Annotated in this window: 22 protein-coding genes and 1 pseudogene; 10 read left to right on the forward strand and 13 right to left on the reverse strand. The window is 61.3% G+C overall.

Annotated features, from left to right (window positions below; genetic code table 11):
* Nucleotides 1-155: 155 nt before the first annotated feature.
* Both EYW42_RS20035 and EYW42_RS18380 read right to left on the reverse strand, forming a co-directional pair.
* Complete coding sequence (locus tag EYW42_RS20035) at nucleotides 156-305, reverse strand: hypothetical protein (RefSeq protein ID WP_202613968.1); 150 nt, start codon at nucleotides 303-305, stop codon at nucleotides 156-158.
* Between the two features lie 29 nt (nucleotides 306-334).
* Entirely contained in the window at nucleotides 335-1,369 is a 1,035-nt protein-coding gene (locus EYW42_RS18380; RefSeq protein ID WP_135536904.1) for a CapA family protein, read from the reverse strand.
* 352 nt (nucleotides 1,370-1,721) lie between these two features.
* Here EYW42_RS18380 and EYW42_RS18385 point away from each other — a divergent pair, with 352 nt between their 5' ends.
* The 3 genes from EYW42_RS18385 to EYW42_RS18395 all read left to right on the forward strand — a co-directional run bounded on the left by EYW42_RS18385 (nucleotide 1,722) and on the right by EYW42_RS18395 (nucleotide 3,849).
* On the forward strand, nucleotides 1,722-1,991 hold the full coding sequence (locus EYW42_RS18385; protein ID WP_135536905.1) for a hypothetical protein: 270 nt from the start codon (nucleotides 1,722-1,724) through the stop codon (nucleotides 1,989-1,991).
* Nucleotides 1,992-2,339: 348 nt separating this feature from the next.
* Nucleotides 2,340-2,963 carry a hypothetical protein gene (locus EYW42_RS18390; protein WP_135536906.1) on the forward strand — a complete coding sequence of 208 codons (624 nt, stop codon included), beginning with the start codon at nucleotides 2,340-2,342 and terminating at the stop codon, nucleotides 2,961-2,963.
* 223 nt (nucleotides 2,964-3,186) lie between these two features.
* Nucleotides 3,187-3,849 (forward strand): helix-turn-helix domain-containing protein, encoded by a 663-nt coding sequence (locus EYW42_RS18395; protein WP_135536907.1) that lies wholly within the window; start codon nucleotides 3,187-3,189, stop codon nucleotides 3,847-3,849.
* A 162-nt stretch (nucleotides 3,850-4,011) separates the two neighbouring features.
* Here the strand turns inward: EYW42_RS18395 and EYW42_RS18400 are convergent, their stop codons facing one another.
* A complete protein-coding gene (locus EYW42_RS18400) occupies nucleotides 4,012-5,064 on the reverse strand; it encodes a DUF2249 domain-containing protein (RefSeq protein ID WP_135536908.1) in 1,053 nt (350 codons plus the stop codon).
* 231 nt (nucleotides 5,065-5,295) lie between these two features.
* Between EYW42_RS18400 and EYW42_RS18405 the strand changes: the two genes are divergently transcribed.
* Entirely contained in the window at nucleotides 5,296-5,769 is a 474-nt protein-coding gene (locus tag EYW42_RS18405; protein ID WP_135536909.1) for a redoxin domain-containing protein, read from the forward strand.
* Between the two features lie 48 nt (nucleotides 5,770-5,817).
* Here EYW42_RS18405 and EYW42_RS20655 read toward each other — a convergent pair whose 3' ends face one another.
* Both EYW42_RS20655 and EYW42_RS18415 read right to left on the reverse strand, forming a co-directional pair.
* Nucleotides 5,818-6,069: a glutaredoxin family protein gene (locus EYW42_RS20655; RefSeq protein WP_135536992.1), complete on the reverse strand. Its 252-nt coding sequence runs from the start codon at nucleotides 6,067-6,069 to the stop codon at nucleotides 5,818-5,820.
* Between the two features lie 214 nt (nucleotides 6,070-6,283).
* A complete protein-coding gene (locus EYW42_RS18415; RefSeq protein WP_135536910.1) occupies nucleotides 6,284-6,625 on the reverse strand; it encodes a HalOD1 output domain-containing protein in 342 nt (113 codons plus the stop codon).
* Nucleotides 6,626-6,930: 305 nt separating this feature from the next.
* On the opposite strand from EYW42_RS18415, the gene EYW42_RS18420 reads away from it, so the two are divergent.
* Together EYW42_RS18420 and EYW42_RS18425 are read left to right on the forward strand one after the other, a co-directional pair.
* Nucleotides 6,931-7,383, forward strand: coding sequence for a hypothetical protein (locus EYW42_RS18420; RefSeq protein WP_135536911.1), 453 nt, complete (start codon nucleotides 6,931-6,933; stop codon nucleotides 7,381-7,383).
* Nucleotides 7,384-7,722: 339 nt separating this feature from the next.
* A complete protein-coding gene (locus tag EYW42_RS18425; RefSeq protein ID WP_135536912.1) occupies nucleotides 7,723-8,565 on the forward strand; it encodes an aldo/keto reductase in 843 nt (280 codons plus the stop codon).
* Nucleotides 8,566-8,577: 12 nt separating this feature from the next.
* On the opposite strand, the gene EYW42_RS18430 is transcribed toward EYW42_RS18425, so the two are convergent.
* Nucleotides 8,578-9,003, reverse strand: a complete 426-nt coding sequence (locus tag EYW42_RS18430) for a hypothetical protein (RefSeq protein WP_135536913.1) — start codon at nucleotides 9,001-9,003, stop codon at nucleotides 8,578-8,580.
* Complete coding sequence (locus tag EYW42_RS18435) at nucleotides 8,996-9,820, reverse strand: ParA family protein (RefSeq protein ID WP_202613969.1); 825 nt, start codon at nucleotides 9,818-9,820, stop codon at nucleotides 8,996-8,998. The genes EYW42_RS18430 and EYW42_RS18435 overlap by 8 nt, the downstream gene beginning before the upstream one ends.
* Nucleotides 9,821-10,385: 565 nt before the next feature.
* On the opposite strand from EYW42_RS18435, the gene EYW42_RS18440 reads away from it, so the two are divergent.
* The gene (locus EYW42_RS18440; RefSeq protein WP_135536915.1) at nucleotides 10,386-10,805 is read left to right on the forward strand and encodes a hypothetical protein; all 420 of its coding nucleotides are present in this window, start codon (nucleotides 10,386-10,388) and stop codon (nucleotides 10,803-10,805) included.
* Between the two features lie 10 nt (nucleotides 10,806-10,815).
* On the opposite strand, the gene EYW42_RS18445 is transcribed toward EYW42_RS18440, so the two are convergent.
* Together EYW42_RS18445 and EYW42_RS18450 are read right to left on the reverse strand one after the other, a co-directional pair.
* Nucleotides 10,816-11,040, reverse strand: a complete 225-nt coding sequence (locus tag EYW42_RS18445; RefSeq protein WP_135536916.1) for a winged helix-turn-helix transcriptional regulator — start codon at nucleotides 11,038-11,040, stop codon at nucleotides 10,816-10,818.
* Between the two features lie 84 nt (nucleotides 11,041-11,124).
* On the reverse strand, nucleotides 11,125-11,712 hold the full coding sequence (locus EYW42_RS18450) for a DUF420 domain-containing protein (protein WP_135536917.1): 588 nt from the start codon (nucleotides 11,710-11,712) through the stop codon (nucleotides 11,125-11,127).
* Between the two features lie 294 nt (nucleotides 11,713-12,006).
* On the opposite strand from EYW42_RS18450, the gene EYW42_RS18455 reads away from it, so the two are divergent.
* Entirely contained in the window at nucleotides 12,007-12,201 is a 195-nt protein-coding gene (locus EYW42_RS18455; RefSeq protein ID WP_135536918.1) for a DUF7501 family protein, read from the forward strand.
* A 42-nt stretch (nucleotides 12,202-12,243) separates the two neighbouring features.
* Complete coding sequence (locus EYW42_RS18460; protein ID WP_135536919.1) at nucleotides 12,244-12,669, forward strand: acyl-CoA thioesterase; 426 nt, start codon at nucleotides 12,244-12,246, stop codon at nucleotides 12,667-12,669.
* Nucleotides 12,670-12,717: 48 nt separating this feature from the next.
* Here EYW42_RS18460 and EYW42_RS18465 read toward each other — a convergent pair whose 3' ends face one another.
* The 4 genes and pseudogenes from EYW42_RS18465 to EYW42_RS20240 form a co-directional block, all read right to left on the reverse strand.
* Nucleotides 12,718-13,233, reverse strand: coding sequence for a gamma carbonic anhydrase family protein (locus tag EYW42_RS18465; RefSeq protein WP_135536920.1), 516 nt, complete (start codon nucleotides 13,231-13,233; stop codon nucleotides 12,718-12,720).
* Nucleotides 13,234-13,437: 204 nt separating this feature from the next.
* The gene (locus tag EYW42_RS18470; RefSeq protein ID WP_135536921.1) at nucleotides 13,438-14,856 is read right to left on the reverse strand and encodes a winged helix-turn-helix transcriptional regulator; all 1,419 of its coding nucleotides are present in this window, start codon (nucleotides 14,854-14,856) and stop codon (nucleotides 13,438-13,440) included.
* A gap of 96 nt (nucleotides 14,857-14,952) precedes the next feature.
* Nucleotides 14,953-15,969: a hypothetical protein gene (locus EYW42_RS18475; RefSeq protein WP_135536922.1), complete on the reverse strand. Its 1,017-nt coding sequence runs from the start codon at nucleotides 15,967-15,969 to the stop codon at nucleotides 14,953-14,955.
* 681 nt (nucleotides 15,970-16,650) lie between these two features.
* A pseudogene (locus EYW42_RS20240) lies at nucleotides 16,651-17,110 on the reverse strand (transposase); the annotation flags it as partial.
* Nucleotides 17,111-17,511: 401 nt separating this feature from the next.
* On the opposite strand from EYW42_RS20240, the gene EYW42_RS18485 reads away from it, so the two are divergent.
* The gene (locus EYW42_RS18485; RefSeq protein ID WP_135536923.1) at nucleotides 17,512-18,387 is read left to right on the forward strand and encodes an ABC transporter ATP-binding protein; all 876 of its coding nucleotides are present in this window, start codon (nucleotides 17,512-17,514) and stop codon (nucleotides 18,385-18,387) included.
* Nucleotide 18,388 lies beyond the last annotated feature (1 nt).

Raw genomic sequence — 18,388 nt, forward strand, 5'->3', positions numbered from 1 at the left:
CCTCTCTGCGCTGTCTCGCCTTTTCGTTCCTCCCTCTGTCGGTCCCGGTTCGGTTCTCTCTTCCGGCCTTTACTCCCCGTCCGCCGAATTCGCGTCACCTCTCTTTCGACTTCTACTCCTCGTCCGCTGAATTCGCGTCACCTCTCTTTCGACTTCTACTCCTCGTCCGCCGAATTCGCGTCATCCTCTTCCTCGTCCGGTTCCTCCTCGTCGCCACGGTCTTGTTCTTCCTGTATCTCCCGTTCGCGCTGGCGTTGCTCCTCGTCGCGGGCCTGTTTCTCTCGCCCTTCCTTCGTGTCGCCCATAGTCCATCGATCTACCCCAACTGGCTTAATCATGTACCGTCGTTAGGCTCACCTGACGCGTCGCCGTCGACCGCCGTCACCAGTGCATCGCCGTCCCGATCGAACGTCGTACCGAACGGCGCGGAGAGATCACGCATCCGCTCGCGGCTCCAGTCGGCGGTTTCGTCGTCCGCCCGGTTGACCGTACAGTTCTCGATCTCGATCGGCTCGAGTCGCAGTTCACGCGGGTTCCCCTCCGGGGAGTCGACCAGTACTTCGAACAGGAAACTCCGGTCGTTACGCAGCGTCCGGTCGACGGCGTAGTCGTCGACGAAATCACCCGCGTCGTAGATGATCGGTGCGCCGTCGTACAGTTCGACCCCGTGGAAGACGTGCGCGCTGTGGCCGTGGATCAGGTCGACGCCGCGGTTGACGAGCCATCGGCCGAATTCACGGAACGACTCCGGCGGTTCCTCGACCATGTTCGGTCCCCAGTGGAGCGACGCGACGATCAGGTCCGGGTCCGCCGCGCGTGCGCGGTCGAGCGATTCCGTCACGAGACGACGGGTTCGATCGTCGTCAACGTCTATCTCGACGCGCGCCGTCCCGGGGCTGTCTTCGTCCGCAGCGTACTCCGGCGTGTTGTCAGTGAACGCGACGACGGCAACGGTCAACTCTCCGAGAGAGACTGTCGCGGGGTCCAGCGCTTCGGACCGAGTCGGGCCTGCGCCGGAGTGTCCGATACCGGCGGCGTCGAGTTCGTCGAGCGTGTCTCGAAGCGCCGACTCCTCGAAGTCGAGGACGTGGTTGTTGGCGAGACAGGCGTAGTCGACGCCGGCGGCTTCGAGGGCCCTGACTGCCCAGTCCGGATCCGCTCGGAAGTGGAAGGGGCGACGCGTACGGGTCCATCGGGTACCACGGCCCGAGAGACAACACTCGAGGTTGATACAGAGCGCGTCGAACGAGCGCAACTGTTCGAGCGTATCGCCCCACACTGCCGTCGCATCACGTCCGCGCTGGCGCTCGTTCACCTTTCGACCCAGCATCACGTCGCCGGTCAGACCCAATCGGCGGTAACGGGTCATAGTTCCACGTACGTTCGGTCAAAGCAAAACGACTCGGACACCTGTCCACACGCTGAGCAGTCGCTTCGACCGGACGGCGTTGCGGTCTGGACAGCGTCTGACCAGTCCGGCGTCTGATCGGTTCCACTGACGAGCGATATGCCCGGTGAAGTAACGAATATTTCATTTCGGCTTCGATCGGGTATTGCGGCCTTAGATGGGGTTATGAATTGTTAGAGGGTTTCTGAGGCTGTTATAAAACGACTAATACACTCTCTATTCTGGTAAATTCGTTCGAAATGGTCCGAAGCCTCGCCCCGTTATATGATGGTGTAGTGTCTACGGTTGAGTACACTCACCGAGGTGTCACACTATGTCCGCCCCCTCCGCACACAACGACAACATCGCCGCTGACGGCGACGCGACTCGATCCGTCCCGTCGCTGCTCGCACAGCTTGACGAACACACCCTCACCACGCCGTTCCAGATGCTCGCGTTCTGGTCGGCTATCGCTCTCCCGTTCTTGCACGTTCCCCTGCTCGCGACGGGGCTCTCCAACCCCTCCGAAACCGTGACGTTTCTCGCGTTGCTCGGGCTGAATCTGGTTATGCTCCTGATCGGCCACTCCCACAAACGCGAGTAGTGACGCACAGACCTTTCGCTCCCGCGCGTCACAGCCCTCCCTGCGCGGCTTATTCCCTTCTCGCGGCTCATCCCTTTACATCCGGTAGCCACCCCCCCCCACACGGCCCAGTCCTCTTCTCATTTGTTTCCTCTCTTCACGCGGCTATCTCCTCTCACGCGATCCGCCTCCCCGCACGCTGCCGTCTCCTCTCATTGGCTCGTCCGAAGCACGACATGGCCCTGGGGAAGTTGGGTTAGTTTTATACCGGGGCGGATGTGACTCGAACTGAGGGCTGTCCGTCAGTGTCTCTCGCCCGCGAATATCTCCGGCAACAGTAGTACCCCGATTGGCGGTTTATACCCGTGTATGCCGACCATTCCGTCCCCGTTCGGAGGGAACGACGACACGCTGTTCGATAGCTACGACGAGTTCGTCCCCGACAACGCTCCGAGGCCGGAGCGGTTTCTCGAGGGTCACGCCGTCCTCGAAGGGAGGGATCACGTCGCGTTCCACCGGTTGACTCGCGAGTTGTTCGAAGAACGGAAAGTCTACGACATGACGTTCAACTACAATCTCGCGCGGTTGAACCTCGATACGCGCCACAGGAACGCCGGATATCGTTACGCCGTCGAACGGGACGAAGTCGACGACGCCATCGACGAAGCCGGGTTCGACCGCGTGTTGCGCGCGGAGTTCACGCCGACGACGCCGTTTTGCCCGCAGACCCATACGCTGACGATCGGGTCGTTTCGCGCCTGGAACGGCCTCGCCGACCGCCACGAGTACGATCTCGTCCGAGTCCGCGCGGCACCCATGCACCACCAGAGCGATGCGATCAACGACCAACTCGCGGAACTCGAGGAGATGTATCTGGCGACCGGCGACGTGTCTGCCGACCCAGCGGACAGCGCAGCAGTCGGCTCTAATCCGATGGAGCGAGCCAGGGAGAACGAAAGCACTAGTCGGGGATCGCCGGACGCCCCGTTTTGAGATCCTCGGGAGAACCCGTTCTCGTACTGTGAGGGGGAATTGGACATCGAACCGGGACCGACAGATAGGACACTGAACTGAGGACGACGAGTGTGACGCAGTACTTCAAACAACCCCGAAGATATTCCCATCAATATATTTTTAGGCCGACCGAAAACCCGAGGGTGAAGGGAATCGGACCGACTCGACGGCGGACGGTCCGAGGACCGAAATACACGATACCATGCCTTACACAGAACTCGGGATTACGATCCCGGACTCCATATGGATCGGTGAGGTCTCTCGGGCGAATCCGGACACCGGATTTCGCGTTCTCGCGGCGACCGCAAACACCGCGACTAGAGTCGCACGGATCGAAATACTCGGGGACGACCCTACCACCATCTGCGAAGCGATCCGGGGGTACGACTCGGTGATCGATCTGACGGTATTTGAGGCCGACGCCGATAGCAGACGGATACAGGTCGAAACGACCGTTCCGCTGTTGATGACCTCGCTCCAGAGCTCTGGCGTTCCGCTAGATATGCCCTTCGAGGTCCGAGACGGCGAGATGACGCTCGAAGCAACGATCCCGCAGCAGAACCTCTCGGAACTCGGAGAAACGCTCGATGATTTCGGGATCGCGTACACCGTCGAACGGATCCAACAGGAGGTGGAGTCGGACTCGCTCCTGACCGACCGCCAGCTGTGGTTGCTTGACGAAGCGATCGACCGCGGGTACTACGACACACCGAGACGGACTTCCTTGGTGGCGCTCGCAGACGACTTGGACATCGCGAAATCGACGTGTAGTGAAATCCTCCATCGGGCCGAAGAACGCGTCCTGAAAGAGTACATGACTGACGTACGGGAGATCCAGCCCGGTGGCGCAGCGACTTCCGATTGATCACGCGAACGTGGTCTCCACGACTGACCTCCCTATCTGACTCTCCGTGCGTGGTGGACCCATCGGTTCCTCGACTTGTTTGGCCAGCGACTGCCGAGAGGCGAACGCGCTGTCGACCGTTCGGATCCGGGTCGACAGCGGTCCGAGTCGCTTCGGCTGCGGTTAAAACGGTGCGTTGGGGCTCTCGTTTCTGTCCGTCTCAGACTCGTTCGCTTCGTCTTTTCCGACCAAGACTCTGAACTCACCGGACTCTTGCTGTTGATACTCCCACCTGAACTCGTCACCCGTCTCCGCATCGAACTGGTGATAGAGTGGCTTCGGGTCGTGGTCGTTCACGAGAACGAACGCTTCACCGGACTGGAGGCTGTCATACTGTTCAAAGATCTTCTCGTGGCGCTGAGCGGGTGGCAGATCGCGAACGTCCAACTCCGTTTTCACGGTTAGCGAGCGATGCGGTGCCGACGATGCACTGCTTTCGTCCGTAGTTTCGGTTTCCGCGTCTCCGTCTTTGGTGATCTGTACGCGACAGCGGCCAGGCTCGTTCGCGACTACCACCCAGGTGAACGATTCTCCGTACCGGTCCCGAAACTCACCGCGTAACGGCCGCGGTTCGTGCGGAGCGACGATCTCCATCGTCTCTCCAACCGGTATCATCCCGTATCGGTGATGAATCGTCGGGTGACGCTCCTGTTTCGGAATCTCGCGCACGTCAAACTTCGTGATCACGTCATCGTCAGCCGGGTCCGACGGCTCCGTCTTGAGGATCTTGACCCGCCATTCCTGCGGTTCTCGGCTCAAATACTCCCAGTCGAACGTCTCTCCACGGGTTGACCGCAGTTCGTGATACAACGGTTTGGGGTCGTGGTCGTTCACGAGGACGAACCCCTCGTCCGGGTCGAGAGCGTCGAACGTATCGTTCAGGGTCTCGTGGCGGCGTTGCGGTGGCATCTCCCGAACGTCGAACTCGGCCAGTTCTGTTTCACCGATCCGGTCCGCTTTCGTGACCCGGATCTCTCCCGTTTCAGTAGCTGTTTGGTTCGTCTGCCACTCTAACCGGCACCCGCGTTTGATCTGGTACCAGTGGAGATACACATCCGTCTCCTGGCCTCCAACGATTGCCGCCGAATCACCGCTGTCGATGCCGTCAAGGGCATCAAATATCTGCTCACGGTGTTTTGCTTGCGGCTGATCGCGGAGATCGAGGTCGGTGGACATCGTCTTTTTGTTTCCGAGGGGACCCGAATAGGATCTTTGGCGAACCTCTTCGTGAGGTCTGTTCGCTTACGCCCGACTCGTCGAACAGGGGACATAGCAGTCGAGGTGCTTCTCCCGTCGCTCGTGTGCTGCCGGTGTTGGTCGATGACTTCAGACGAAAGGTTGGGAAAACAAACGGTGATATCATGTTCGTGTCCGACTTTAACTGGTACCGGAACGTACTCTCGGACGATGCTCTCCACCGGCGATTCCGCACCCGTATTTTCGGCGACGAAAGGAACGAGCGATCACGAGGACTTCGACCTCAGTGAGCACCTCGGCGACGGCCCGGTCGTCCTCGCGTTCTTCCCGGGCGCGTTTACGCCGCCGTGTACGAACGAGATGGTCGCGTTTCAGGAGCGCCTTGACGACTTCGAAACGGCCGGCGCGACCGTACTCGGCGTGAGCACGGATTCACCGTTCTCACAGGGGGCGTTCCGTGACCAACACAGCATCGAGTTCGACCTCGTCAGTGACATGAGCGGGGAAACGATTCGGGAGTACGACCTCGAAACCGACATCCCGGAACTCGGCCTGTTCGGAATTGCGAACCGGGCCGTGTTTATCCTCAATGACGAGGGTACTGTCACGTACTCGTGGGTCGCTGACGATCCGACGAACGAACCTCCCTATGAAGACGTGTTGGACGCCGTGAAGGCGGTGTAGGAAGGGCTAAAGCGATGTATTCGGCCTGACCTACTGCGCGTCAAACCCCTACGGATCCGAGAGTACACCGCGTAACTCCGACTCATCGACCCGGTATTTGAACTTCGGCGTCCCGTCGACCAGCACGTACGGGACGCGGTCCCCGTACTCCTCTCGGAGGTCAGCCCGTTCGTCGACGTTGACGACGTCTATCGTGACGGTTCGGGGGACCGACTCGGCGACGGATCGGACCGTCGTCAGCGCTTCCTCACAGAGATGACAGTTCTCGCGCGTGTACACCGTGACCGTCGACGCTGCCATGTAACAGCCATTCGACCGCGACCACCTTACAAACCGCGACTCGTTGACTTCGGCCGTTCGGGGTTCGGTGGACGAGACGTGCGCGAACAACGGCGTCCCGGTCTCGGACAGTAGCCGTCCTTTCCCGATTCCATCCGTGGGAACCGTCATCAGTTCCTATTTCATCCGCGGTGACTGTCATCCGTTCCTGTTCACTCCGTAGTGACTGTGCCAGCTACACGAGCGACGGGGGACTGCTGCCGTCCGGAAGGTTGCTCACGTACAGACGGCCGTCGCCGTGGATCCGGACCTGACACCCCTCGTGGACGAACGACAGGCACCCATCAGACCGAGCGCGGCCAGTCGCTCGGTCCGCGAACATCTGTTGGAGCGCATCGACGTCGACGCGATTGTGTAGCGGTTGCATCTCTTCGGGTCGTTCCCCCAAGAGCGCGGAGACAGCCAAGACGATCTGTTCGGTCAGTTCCTCCGGCTCAGCCGGATCCCAGCGATTGCAGTACACGCCCGGTTCCGGGTACGGTTCCCAGTTGTCGATGTCGTCCTCACCGTTTATCATGCGTTTTCCTCCGGTCCGTGTCGCAGTGCCGTGCGAACACGTGGAAGTATTCTCAAGACGGCCAATACATTAAACCCCTGTCAGACAGTAACAGGGGCGTTGTCGGACACTCCGAGTGAGAACTCAGCGCTTGCAGCGTCTCCGGACCTGTTCCCCGTAAGACATCCCGCCGTCCGTCGATTTCCGAGGGGAAACTCTCTCCGTATGGGGGATCGATCGTTCGAAACAACGCGCCGTGCGGTCGAGGCGGTCGCATGACGCGCGCTCGGGTAGATTAATTACTGACGAGTGTAACCGTACTGACCATGAAGAGCATCGAGGTGACCGACGAGCAGTACGAGGAACTCGACGCGTTACGCGAGTCCCTCGCGGCGGATGTCACGTACGGCCACGTCAGGCCCAGGGACGCCCTCCAGTACCTTCTGGATGCCGCCGAGGACGATAGTCTCGACGCCACCGCAGCGGCGGACGGAGTTCAGGGGGACGATGCTGACGAACCGGACGGTCACGACGCGAACGAGACGGGTGGATCGTCGACCGACGCTTCCGCCGACGAGGAAGTGGCCGACGACGATGCGTCCGAGGACGGCGGCGACGACAAACTCTCTGCGATGATGAACCTCCTCGATACGCACGACGACAAGTGGGAACGGGCCGACTCGGAGGAGACGCGGTACGTCGTCGACCTGCCCGACGGTGGTTCGGAAGAGGTACAGACTAAAGACGACGTGAAAGCCATCCTGTTCAAGAAGTACTGACGCAGAGGGCGGGTCGCCGCGTTTCCGGTCTGTTGTCGTCGGGGTTGTCCCAGTCGGCGAACGACTCCGTTGTTCATCTCCATGCCCGTCGACCGAATGGGTGTGCGGTCGCTCTCGTGCGAGCGTTTTCAGGCGCTCACTGACGAAGTGCGCGACCGAACTGCCGAAGTGCGCGACCGAACTGACGACGTAATCGTCCAGCAGTCTCCCGGCGGACGAGCGCGCCTTTCCGACGGGCCGGTGTACGCGACGCTCATACTCGGGCCCGGAACGCTTACCAGGGCCGCACTCCCTTCCGGTACTCCTAGGTCTTTTGCCGTGCGGTACTTCCCGGTGAACATGGTCGAAAACAGAAGCGACACGTTCGACGTCGGCGGCGAGTTCACTGTCCGCCGCCTCGGGTTCGGCGCGATGCGACTGACCGGCGAAGATATCATCGGCCCGCCGGACGACGAGGAGGCCGCGAAAGACGTGCTAGAGCGCGCCGTCGATATCGGCGTCGATATCGTGGATACCGCCGACTCCTACGGCCCGGGCGTCAGCGAACGCCTCATCGGCGAGGCCCTCGGCGACAGGGACGACGTCGTAGTTGCAACGAAAGGCGGCCTCCTTCGAAACGTCGACGGTGACTGGCTACCCCACGGCGACCCGGACTACCTGCGCAACGCCGTCCTCGCGAGTCTGGACCGCCTGCGAACCGACACTATCGACCTGTACCAGCACCACCGACCGGACCCGGACACGCCGTTCGAAGACTCCGTGACCGCGCTGGCCGAACTCAAAGACGAGGGCCAGATCCGTCAGGTCGGTCTCAGCAACGTGAGCGTCGAGCAACTTGACCGGGCCCGCGAAATCGTCGATGTCGCGACGGTACAGAACGAGTACAACGTCGGAAACCGCGAGAACGAAGACGTGCTCCAGGCCTGCCAGGAGTACGACATCGGGTTTATCCCGTATTTCCCGCTCGGCGCGGGCGACCTCGGCGAGAAAGAGTCTGTCGTCGACGATGTCGCGGCGGCGCACGACGCCACCACCCAACAGATCGCGCTGGCGTGGCTACTCGAACACTCGGATGTGACGCTCCCGATCCCCGGCACGTCGAGCGTCGACCACCTCGAACAGAACGTAGCCGCCACCGAGATAGACCTCACGGACGAGCAGTACGAACGCCTGACGGAGTAGGACGGCAGTCGGCTATTTTTCGCGCATCCGCAGAATACGCTCGACGAGGCGGTCAGTGTCGTCGGCAGCCTCCGCAAACACTGCGTCGAAAAACTCCCGCCGGGTGAGGTTTTTGACCTCGTGGTCAGTTCGCAACCGGGCGTCGACGAGCGCTTCGGCGTCCTCTAGCGCCTCGAACGTCTCCGACCGGACGTACACTGACTTCTGAACGGTGTCGTCGAACTCGAACGCGACGGGGCCGTCCGGTGTAGAGGCGTCGTCTGCCGACGCATCGCCCGACGGCGACTCCCCATCTATCGAGTCGTCTTCGGACGAGCGACCGCCGGCCACGTCGCTTTCGGCGGTCGATGACTCGTTTTCTTCCCCGGCCGCGCCGCTCCCGTCGCCCTCGTTCTCGACCGCGTCGGCGATACCCGCGAACCGGTTCTCGTCAGGCATCCGTCGTCCCCTCCTCGACGATGGCTGCGAGACGGTCGAACCGTTCGAGCATGTCGCTCTCGGAGTCGTACGCGGCGAGGGGCTGACCGTCCCGCCAGGCGCGTTTCAGCGCCACACGCTTGCGAATTCCCGGACCGGGCGACGACGGGTCGTCGAAGTGGTCGGAGCGTGCGAACGCCGGCAGCAGGTCGCCGAACTGCGATTCCTCGAGGTCCGCGATGATCCGCTTTTCCTCGTTGTCGCCCTCCAGCACGTTCGGAACGACGGCGAGCACGTCCAGTTCCATCTCCTGGCGAATCGGCGCGACCTGCTGCGTGAACATGCGCTCGAACCCGCTCGCGCTCTGTTCGCTCATCCGCATCGGCACGACGACGTTCTGGGTCGCGATGAGCGACGCGTCGGAGAGCGGTCCCATGTCCGGGGGCGAGTCGACGACGACGTAGTCGTAGTCCCCGCCGACGGCCGGTTCGACAACCTGGTTACGGATCCACAGTGCGCCGAAGGTGTTGCTCCGGATCGTGTTTTCCACCTCGTCGAGGTCGGCGTTCGCCGGTAGGACGTCGAACGCGTCCGTGGTTCGGATGATATCACCGAGCGTCGTCGGATCGTCGTCGTCGAGGAGATGACCCAGATGACGTTCGGCCTCGTACGCGTCCGCCAGTCCGACGCCTTCGGTCGCGTTACCCTGCTGGTCGAGGTCGGCCAACAACACCTCGTTGCCCCTGTTCGCGAGACGCTCGGCCAGGTTGATCGCTATCGTCGTTTTGCCGACGCCGCCTTTCTGCAGGGCGACGCTGACTGCGTTCGTCCCTACCATCGTGGACCCCCGCTCCGGCCATCTACACATTGTGGACTGTGTGGAGTGTTTAGAACGTGTGAACAGTCTGCACCGTGGGAAACGTTCGGAGTGTACGGACCGTCCAGCGCATTCAGGCGAGGTTTCATACGCCGTATTCACACATTCTGGGTATTTTAAACCACCGAGAATGTTAAGAAATTGTAGAATGTGTGGAAATTGTTGACTGGCCGGGGCGGTCTAACGAGAGAGGGCAAAACGCGTCGAAGTGGACTCCAGTCGGAGGATGCAGCCACACAGTTCTCAGAGTATAGGCAGTGGACAGTGTTTGGACTGTATAAAATGTTTGGAATGTGTGCACTGTCTAAGATGTGTACAATGTTTAAACTGTGCTCAATGCTCAAGTCTGCGTGGAATTCTCACACGGCTCTGGCGCACAGTGTGTACACTGTTCGGACGGCTCGGGGAAACCTGAGAGCACCCACAGAGCCAGGAACCGGGGAACCCGGTAGAGCGCGAATTCCGAACCGCCGTCCGGGCAACCACTTCCGTGAATCTGAACTACCTGCGGCGCGGATCGACAGGCATGGCGTCAGACGACCCGACAGCGATCCGTTCGATCGCCATCACTCGGGAGGACATCGTCGCCGCGCTGGAAGCGACGTTGCGGAGCCCACGAACGGTCGTGCTCCGAGTGACGCCGCCGTTTAGCGGTCGGATGCGAGCCCGGGTCCACGAATCCGATGCCGCCGAGTTCGTCGGCGAGGGCGATCCCGTCCATCTCGACCCGAGAGACATCGTCGCCGAGGTACCCCCGTATCCGAAACCCGAGGAGACGGAAGACGAACTCCGCGCGGCGGACGACGTCGAGTACACGCCGGACCGCCACCGGGACCGACACGTCGAAGCGGTCGAGGAGTGGCGGTCGGCGATAACGATGCTCGACCGCGTCACGCTGGAGACTGAGGACGGACCGCACGCCGTCGAACTGAAGCGGTTAGGGTAGTGCGGACGGGCTACTGTAAGTTGTACAGACGCTGTCTCGCGTCCGCGAAGTGGATCTGTTCCTCGACGACCTCGTTCGACTCGAGTTCCGAGAGCGCGTGGCGGACGGTGCGGTCGGGGAGCAGCGACTCCTCGGCGATCTGCTGCTGGGTCAGTTGGCCGTTGTGTTCGAGAACTTTGTAAACCAGTTTCGCGCTCGGAGCGAGGTCGGCGACGTCGTCGTTTGACTGACTCATTAGCAGATGTTCATTCGGATGCCACTAAACCACACCGCGGACGTGTCGCGAACGCACACGACCACCGCAGCAGACGAATTTCGCCTACGACGGGACGAACGTCGCGTCGTAGACGTGGTTGAGCATCACGTACGTGACAACGCCGAGAACGAGGCTGAGTATCCACGTTCCAGCCGCGATTCGTCCGACCCGGGCGTGAGGTGTCTCCCGGAGTTCTCTGGGAGAGTGAGTCAGTCCCAACACCACTGCGTAGATCACTACCGGGACCGAAACGGCGGACAGTACGATGTGAATAGCGAGCATGATCAGGTACGCGAGACGCACCGTCTCGGGCCCGACGAAGTGTTTCTCACCGCCTCCCCCGACCTTCGGCAGGTACAGCATGAGAAACAGGAGGATGAGGACGAACGCCGAAAGCATCGCCGCTCGGTGTTTCCGCACCTCGCCCTGACGGATCCAGTACCACCCGAGCACGAGCGACGCAGTCGCAAGCGTGTTGACGACGGCGATGGCGTGCGAGAGCAGATCGACGGTTTCGCGGCCGATGTCGGGGAAGATGGGGACGGCACCGGCAAACGCGCCGATCACGAGCGCGTATCCGAGAGCGGACAGGAGCGCCGTGACGACGAGCGGTCGTTCCTTCGCTCGCTGTCGAGCGCGGACAGTTGACATGACCACAACTTCGGACGGCGACAGGTAGGGGTTTTCGATCTGGATACAGGAACGACGAGAGCGTGCCTTCCGGTATCGGGTCGATCCACAGAGTGCACATAACCCTGACGTGGAGCATCATCTCTCGGTCCGACGGTTGTCTGTCAACGGGGATACGAGATCGAACGTCTACTGGTCGGGTAGTGATTGATCGTATGTCGTTATTGGTCATTGCATGGTATATTATCACATTATATCCAAGTAATACATAATAGACTAACCTTTATCAACTGGTTCGTTGGATCTACGACTACAATGTCTCAGAGCCAGCACGCCCCGGACGCACCCACGTGGAGCGACCCGAACACCTGTCCGTTCTGCGACGGTGAACTATCAGACCCCGGTGCGGGGTTTATTGACCACCTCGACGCGAGCGACGCCTGCGAGACGAGTTTCGACCTGTGGAAAGACCGCGTCAGCAGCGACATCGGCGGCGAGTGGAGCGGATAGGTTTCGATAGACGGAAATCTCCCGGAGCGGAACTCGGAACCGATGACCGAGTACTCGTACGAGACGGAGCTGGCGGTTCGAGTCCGCGACATCGATTTCATGGGGCACGTAAACAACGCTGTTTTCGCGACTTACCTCGAAGAGGCCCGAAAACACTACTTTTCGGACGTACTCGACGTATCACTGTCGGAGATCGAGGCCGTTCTCGCGCACGTTGAGATCGATTACAGAAATCGGATCACGATCGACGACGACGTGCGGGTCGCGGTGCGAGTGCCGGAGATCGGCGACTCTAGCCTCTCGATGGAGTACGAGATTCGGGCGGGCGACGAGGTCATGGCGACCGGCGAAACAGTCCAGGTGTCGGTCGACCGCGAGACGGGCGAAACCCGGCCTATCGATGACCGCGTGCGGTCGGAGATCGCCGAGTACGAAGGGCTGGATACATCCGCCACACAGGATCTGTAGAACGGGTGGAAAAGCGTCCGTAGCAGGCAAATCAGCACGGTGTGGGAATCACCCGAACAGGTCCCCGTGGCGACCTGCCAAGTCAGTGTACTCGCCCGACGAGTGGGCCTCGAATATCTCCTCCGGGTCGATCGTCGTCTCTTCGAGCGGCGTGACCTGGGCCGGAACGCCGCGGACGAACGACTCCGCCGGGATATCGTACCCATCCGGAACCGTCGTGCCGGAGGCGACGATACTTCTCTCGCCGACCGTCACCTCCGAGTTGAGCGTCGCGTTGAAGCCGATGAGAGACCCCTCGTCGACGGCGGCGTCGTTCAACACGGCACCGTGGCCGACCATAACTCTCTCCCCGACCGCGGAAGCGTGTAGCACTGCCGTGTCCCCGACGTGCGATTCCCGCCCGACGCGAACGGGCGCAACGTCACCCCGGAGAACTACACCCGGCCAGACACTCGCGTCTGCGCCGATATGTACTTCGCCCACCAGCGTCGCTTCTCGGCTAACCCGCGCCGTCGGATCGATGTCAGGTCCCGTTCCCTCGAACTCGTAGCGTCTGCTGTCCATGTGTAACTATCCGAGGCGAACCTGTATATCGTTAACTAATAACATACTAGAGTGGTACACGGCCGCGGCGGACATCGGACTGTCTCGACGGCCTTCACAGCCTGTCCGCACTCGCCGGCACGGGTCGCTGGCAGCGGGCGATGCCGGAGGAATCGAAGACTCACCGGTCGAGAGCCGACGCGAGCCGAGTCGGGGATGCGCCTCTCAGTCGTCGGCAGGTATCGGCGTCTCGCCCGTCTCGGCCGGGGGGACCGTCCGGAGAGCATCGCGTACCTCGGGCGACAGCGATGTCAGTACGGCCCGACCGTCGCGCTCGCGCTCGACGAGTCCGTCCTCCTCGAGGCGCTTGCAGTGGTGGGTGACCGTACTGGGGTCCCGGTTTAGCACGTCCGCCAGGTCTGTGACAGTGGCCGGCTCCTCGGCCTCTAGGGCGTGGAGCACATCCCGGGTGGCCGCATCGTCGAGTGCCGCGGCGAGTTCGGTAGCCTCGAAGCCCGCCGGAAAATACCGGCGCTTCCCGCGGATGACCTCCGACGTAACGCGCTCTTCGTGCCTGAGGATCTTCATGTGGTACCGCACCGTCGGCAGGGGAATACCGGTTTCGTCGGCGACTGCCGAGAGGTAGGTCCCGGGTTCGGCCTCCAGACGGTCGACGATGGCCGCGCGATTCTCGTGTTCCAGCGGATCGGAACTGTCGTAGCGGCTGTAGCCACCGACGACCGGGAGCCACCGGACCCAGTCCGGAAGCTCTCGCGCCCGGACCGCATCTGCAAGCAGCGAGGCGAACAATCGAGCCTGCGTGACGGTTGTAGCGGGCGCGGGAGCTGCGCTCGCTCCAGCGACAGCCCGCCGTCCAGCGTAACCGAGGCCTAGCGCGAGCGCACCGCCGAACGCCGCCGTTCCACTCCCGACCGGGCCGCCGCCGGGCAGCGGGGGCGTCCCTAGCGGCGTGAACGCCTGTGCCTGGTCGCCGTTCTCTCCCGAGGTGGGGCTCTCGGCGTCCGAGGACCCGACGTCACCTTCGTCCGTCTTGCCGACGGGCTCGCTCGAACCGCTATCACTGCTGACGTCGGCCGAGACCTCGCCGTCGATGACGCGCGCCACGGTTGCGTCGGCGGTCAGCCGACCGCCGTCCGGTCCGACGGCCGTAACCACGGTGATGTTCGACACCGTGGATTCGACGGTCTCCGGGGCCTGCTCGTCCGCCGTGTCGCCATCGAGCAGATGAACGTCCCCATCGACATCGACGACGAGGGAGCCGCGGTCTCCTTCGTCAGTGTCGCCCGTCGTATTCCCGATAGTATCTGCCGTCTCTTTCGCGTCATCGTCGACAGCATCAGTCGTCTCGTCGACGGTACCGTTCGTTTCGGCGGTCAAATCGATAGTGTTCTCGACGGTGGCAGTCGTCTCGTCGACGGCGTCAGCCGTATCGGTCAGCTCCGTCGTTTCGTTATCCGATTCGTTGTCGGGGAACTGGACGGATTCAGCGAACGAAGAGGGTTGCTCCTCGCCGGTCGCGTCAGCGGGGGCACCGGACGTGGGGGCTGCAGCACTGGCGACTCCTGGCGCCAGAAGGCTACAAACGACGACAGCCGCGAGCAGTGTTTCGGTGATACGTTGCATGGAAATGACCCCGTCCGCCGTTGCGCGCGTCGACGCGCTTCGTAGTCAGGAGGTTCAAACCGTCGATAATAGGTCTTGTGGACGTGAAGAACCGGTTTAGGCGAACCCAGCGCTGACCGTCGCGGACAGGTCAGTCCAGACGGTGACCACGCTGTTTTCCGCAGTGTCGTCCTCGTCACCGCCGTCGTCACCGTCGACCGCTGCTGAGGTGTCGACGTTCGCCTCGCCGTCGGCCTCGACGACTGCTTCGCTGTCGCTGTTAGACTCTGCACTCGACTCGCCCTCGGACTCCGCATCCGTCCCGCTCTCGGCGTCAGCCTCGGACTCGCCGCCGAGTTCCGCCTCTGTGCTCGCCTCGATATCGGCATCAGCGTCTGCCGAGACCGAGACGGTCGAACCGTCGTCGGAGTCATTCTCGACATTCACGTCGGCGCTACTTTCACCCGACGCGTCGGCGCTCGCCTCGGAGCCGCTCTCGGTGGCCGTCTCGCCGCCGTCGTCGCCGTCAGCGTCGTCATCGGCGTCCAAGACGGCGTCGACTCCGACCGAAACGTCGGCCGTGACCGCGTCAAGCAGGTCGACGGTGCTATCGAAGTCGGTGAATACCGAGGTATCGCTCCCGGTTTCGCCCTCGGCTCCGCCGTCGTGGCTCGTTTCACTCTCGTTTTCGGAGTCGTTCGCGTCGTCGACCGATGCTTCGCCGTCTCCTCCGGCGCTGGCGTTGGCGTCGAGTTCGACCTGGACCATCCGCTCCTCGCCGTCGTAGGCGGAGAGCGTGAGCGCGCCCGAGGCGGTTGCGCTGTCCGTCTCGACGGTCAGCGTGACCTGTGTGTCGGCGTCGGGCGTCGGTATTCGGACCGTTCCGTTGGCGTCTGTCCGATAGGTGCCCTCGGCGTCGGTTCCCGCCTCGCCGACTGCGTCGACCGTTACTTCGGCGTCCGCGTTAGCCTCCCCGTTTTGTTCGACTGTGACCGTTGTCCACTCCTCGTTCGTCTCGACGGTGACTGCGACTCCTGCGTCCGCGGCCCCGCCCGATGCTGCTGCCGCCGGGACGGCTCCCGCGGTGAGAACCAGGAGCGCGAGCAACGCCGTCGTGAAGTTATTTCGGAACATTGCACTCGGTGATAGCGGGGATACTTAAAAGCCAATTCTGGCAGATCCGTCCAAACAAACGATAGAGCTGATCTGAACACGAATATAGCTCGTATCACCGAACATCTAGCTCGCTACTCTGTGCTTGACGAGCGTGATCAGCAACCGAGCGAGGTCAGGGAAAGTTCGCGATACCCGAACGTACTCGAACTGCACGCGTACGAGAGAGGATGTTTCGGATCAGCGAGTATCCCGAGTTCGTCGACCGGCGATGTTTGTCGATAAGAGCACGCACGTCGCGTGTTCTCGTCACTGACTCCGGAGGTAGCTGTGTTCGACTCGTTGCAGCGTCCCGTACGGCGTCGCCCCGTAGGCGTTCACTGCTGTTTACCGCCCTAAACGTGAGTGGGCGGGTCCGGCGAACTTCTGGGCAAAACCACCGTAGGGCTGTACGATTCACTGTAATACGTAGCGTATATATTGAATAACGCTATACAGAAATTTCTCCTCGAAGGTTGAGACTACAGTTGGTACAGCGGGTCTGTGATGCGTGGTTTCGGGCGAATCGACGGGCAGTATCTACATCAGATCGCTCTCCAAACGGGCATTCTTGTTGTGGAGTCAACTAACTCGGAGTATTTTGAGATTTCGGATAGTGTATCCGCCCGCACGCCGTTCCAATTCGGCCTGAGTGTCTCTCGACCCGATTCCGGTTTCCTTCTTTAACAGCGCCAGCGCGTTATCAGCCGTCACGATGGGCGAGTGCTCGTACTCACCGGTCAATTCGACTTGCATACGCAGGTCCACCGTCCACCAGATTGAGTACAGCAGACACGCGACCGCGAAATAGCAGGGTAGCCCGAAATTCTTCGACGTTTGGTGCCCATGACCCGCTTGATCGATTTGTAGCCGCTCTCGATCCCCCACCTGTATCCGTACTCCGTGAGAAGGCCGCTGCCTCGGTTCGTCATGAACACCGACTACTGTCTGTGGTCGTCATGCTCGGAGTTCTCCTTTCGGCGGTAGGTCAGCGTCGTCGAGTGCCGCTCGTTCTCCCCCAGGTGCAACTTCCGGTTGCCTCCTACCGATCCTTGTTGCGTTACAGAAGGCGCTTGGCCTGGGCGTTCTCGCTGGTCTGCGTTCGCTTCGGGACGACGTAGGAGGGGGGATGTGCATTAGTAATCCTGTACCAGGACGCCCGGCGAGCAATACCTGTATGAGGACCATGAATTCTTCAACGGAGGAAACTGCGCCGTTTACGGCGCGGAGGATGTCATGTTGGGTCGAGTAGGTGTTCACTGGTTGTTTCGGGTGCTACCTCCGCATACCACCGGGGCTGGATTAGAAATCGGTGGCTGGATATTCAGGACGAACTCCCAGAGCCAGCTAGACAGAACTGCGTGGTTATTTCCGTGAGTATTATGATGGTAGTTTCACATCTTCCACTTGTGACTTCCCTCCAACACACGATCACGATTCGTCACCAATACTCCGATTACGATCTTCTCGGACGGATCAAGTGCTGCCAACTGCACGCTGCCGGTCCGCCCATGAGGGTCGCGTATGAAACTCAGCATTGAAAACCTCGGAAAACAGTACGGGGAGGAAACGTGGGGAATTCGAGACGTATCGCTGGAACTTGAAGAGGGAATTCACGGACTTCTCGGGCCAAACGGTGCCGGGAAGTCGACGCTGATGGGAATTCTTTCGACAGTAGTGAAGCCAACGACGGGGACGGCGTACTGGAACGGGACCGATATCGTCGAGTCGCCCGCCGTCGTTCGCTCGGTTCTCGGATATCTCCCACAGGAGTTCGGTGTCTACCCGGACCTGACGCTCGAGGAGTTCCTGGAATACGTCGCCGCGTTGCGCGGTCTCGACAGTGAGACCGCCAGCGCTCGTATCGACGAAATGATCGCGCTCACGAACCTCACGGACGTCCGGAAGCGGAAACTCAAGACGTTCTCCGGTGGGATGCGACAGCGAGTCGGGATCGCACAAGCCCTACTCAACGACCCGAACCTGCTCATCGTCGACGAACCGACGGTCGGATTGGACCCAGAAGAGCGCGTTCGCTTGCGGAGCGCGCTTGCAAACACCGCTACGGACCGGATCGTTCTCCTTTCGACGCATATCGTCCCGGACGTCGAGGCGACGGCGAACAAACTGGCTATCCTCGAGAATGGCCGTCTGGTGACACACTCGACAGTCGATCAGTTCATCGACCGAGTGTCAGGGACGGTCTACGAGTGCCTCGTCCCGAGGTCGGAGCTTTCCGAACTCAGAGAGCGCTATCAGGTGTGTAGCACCGTTCAGCGCTCGGACGGCGTCAAGGTTCGATTGATCGCCGAGAGTCGCCCGACCGAAACTGCCGAGGAAGTGCCGGCTACACTTGAGGACGCGTATCTCGACACGGTCGACCAACCCACTGAGGTGTGAC

The sequence above is a fragment of the Halostella pelagica genome (assembly GCF_004762015.1).
GTDB classification, from domain to species: domain Archaea; phylum Halobacteriota; class Halobacteria; order Halobacteriales; family Natronoarchaeaceae; genus Halostella; species Halostella pelagica.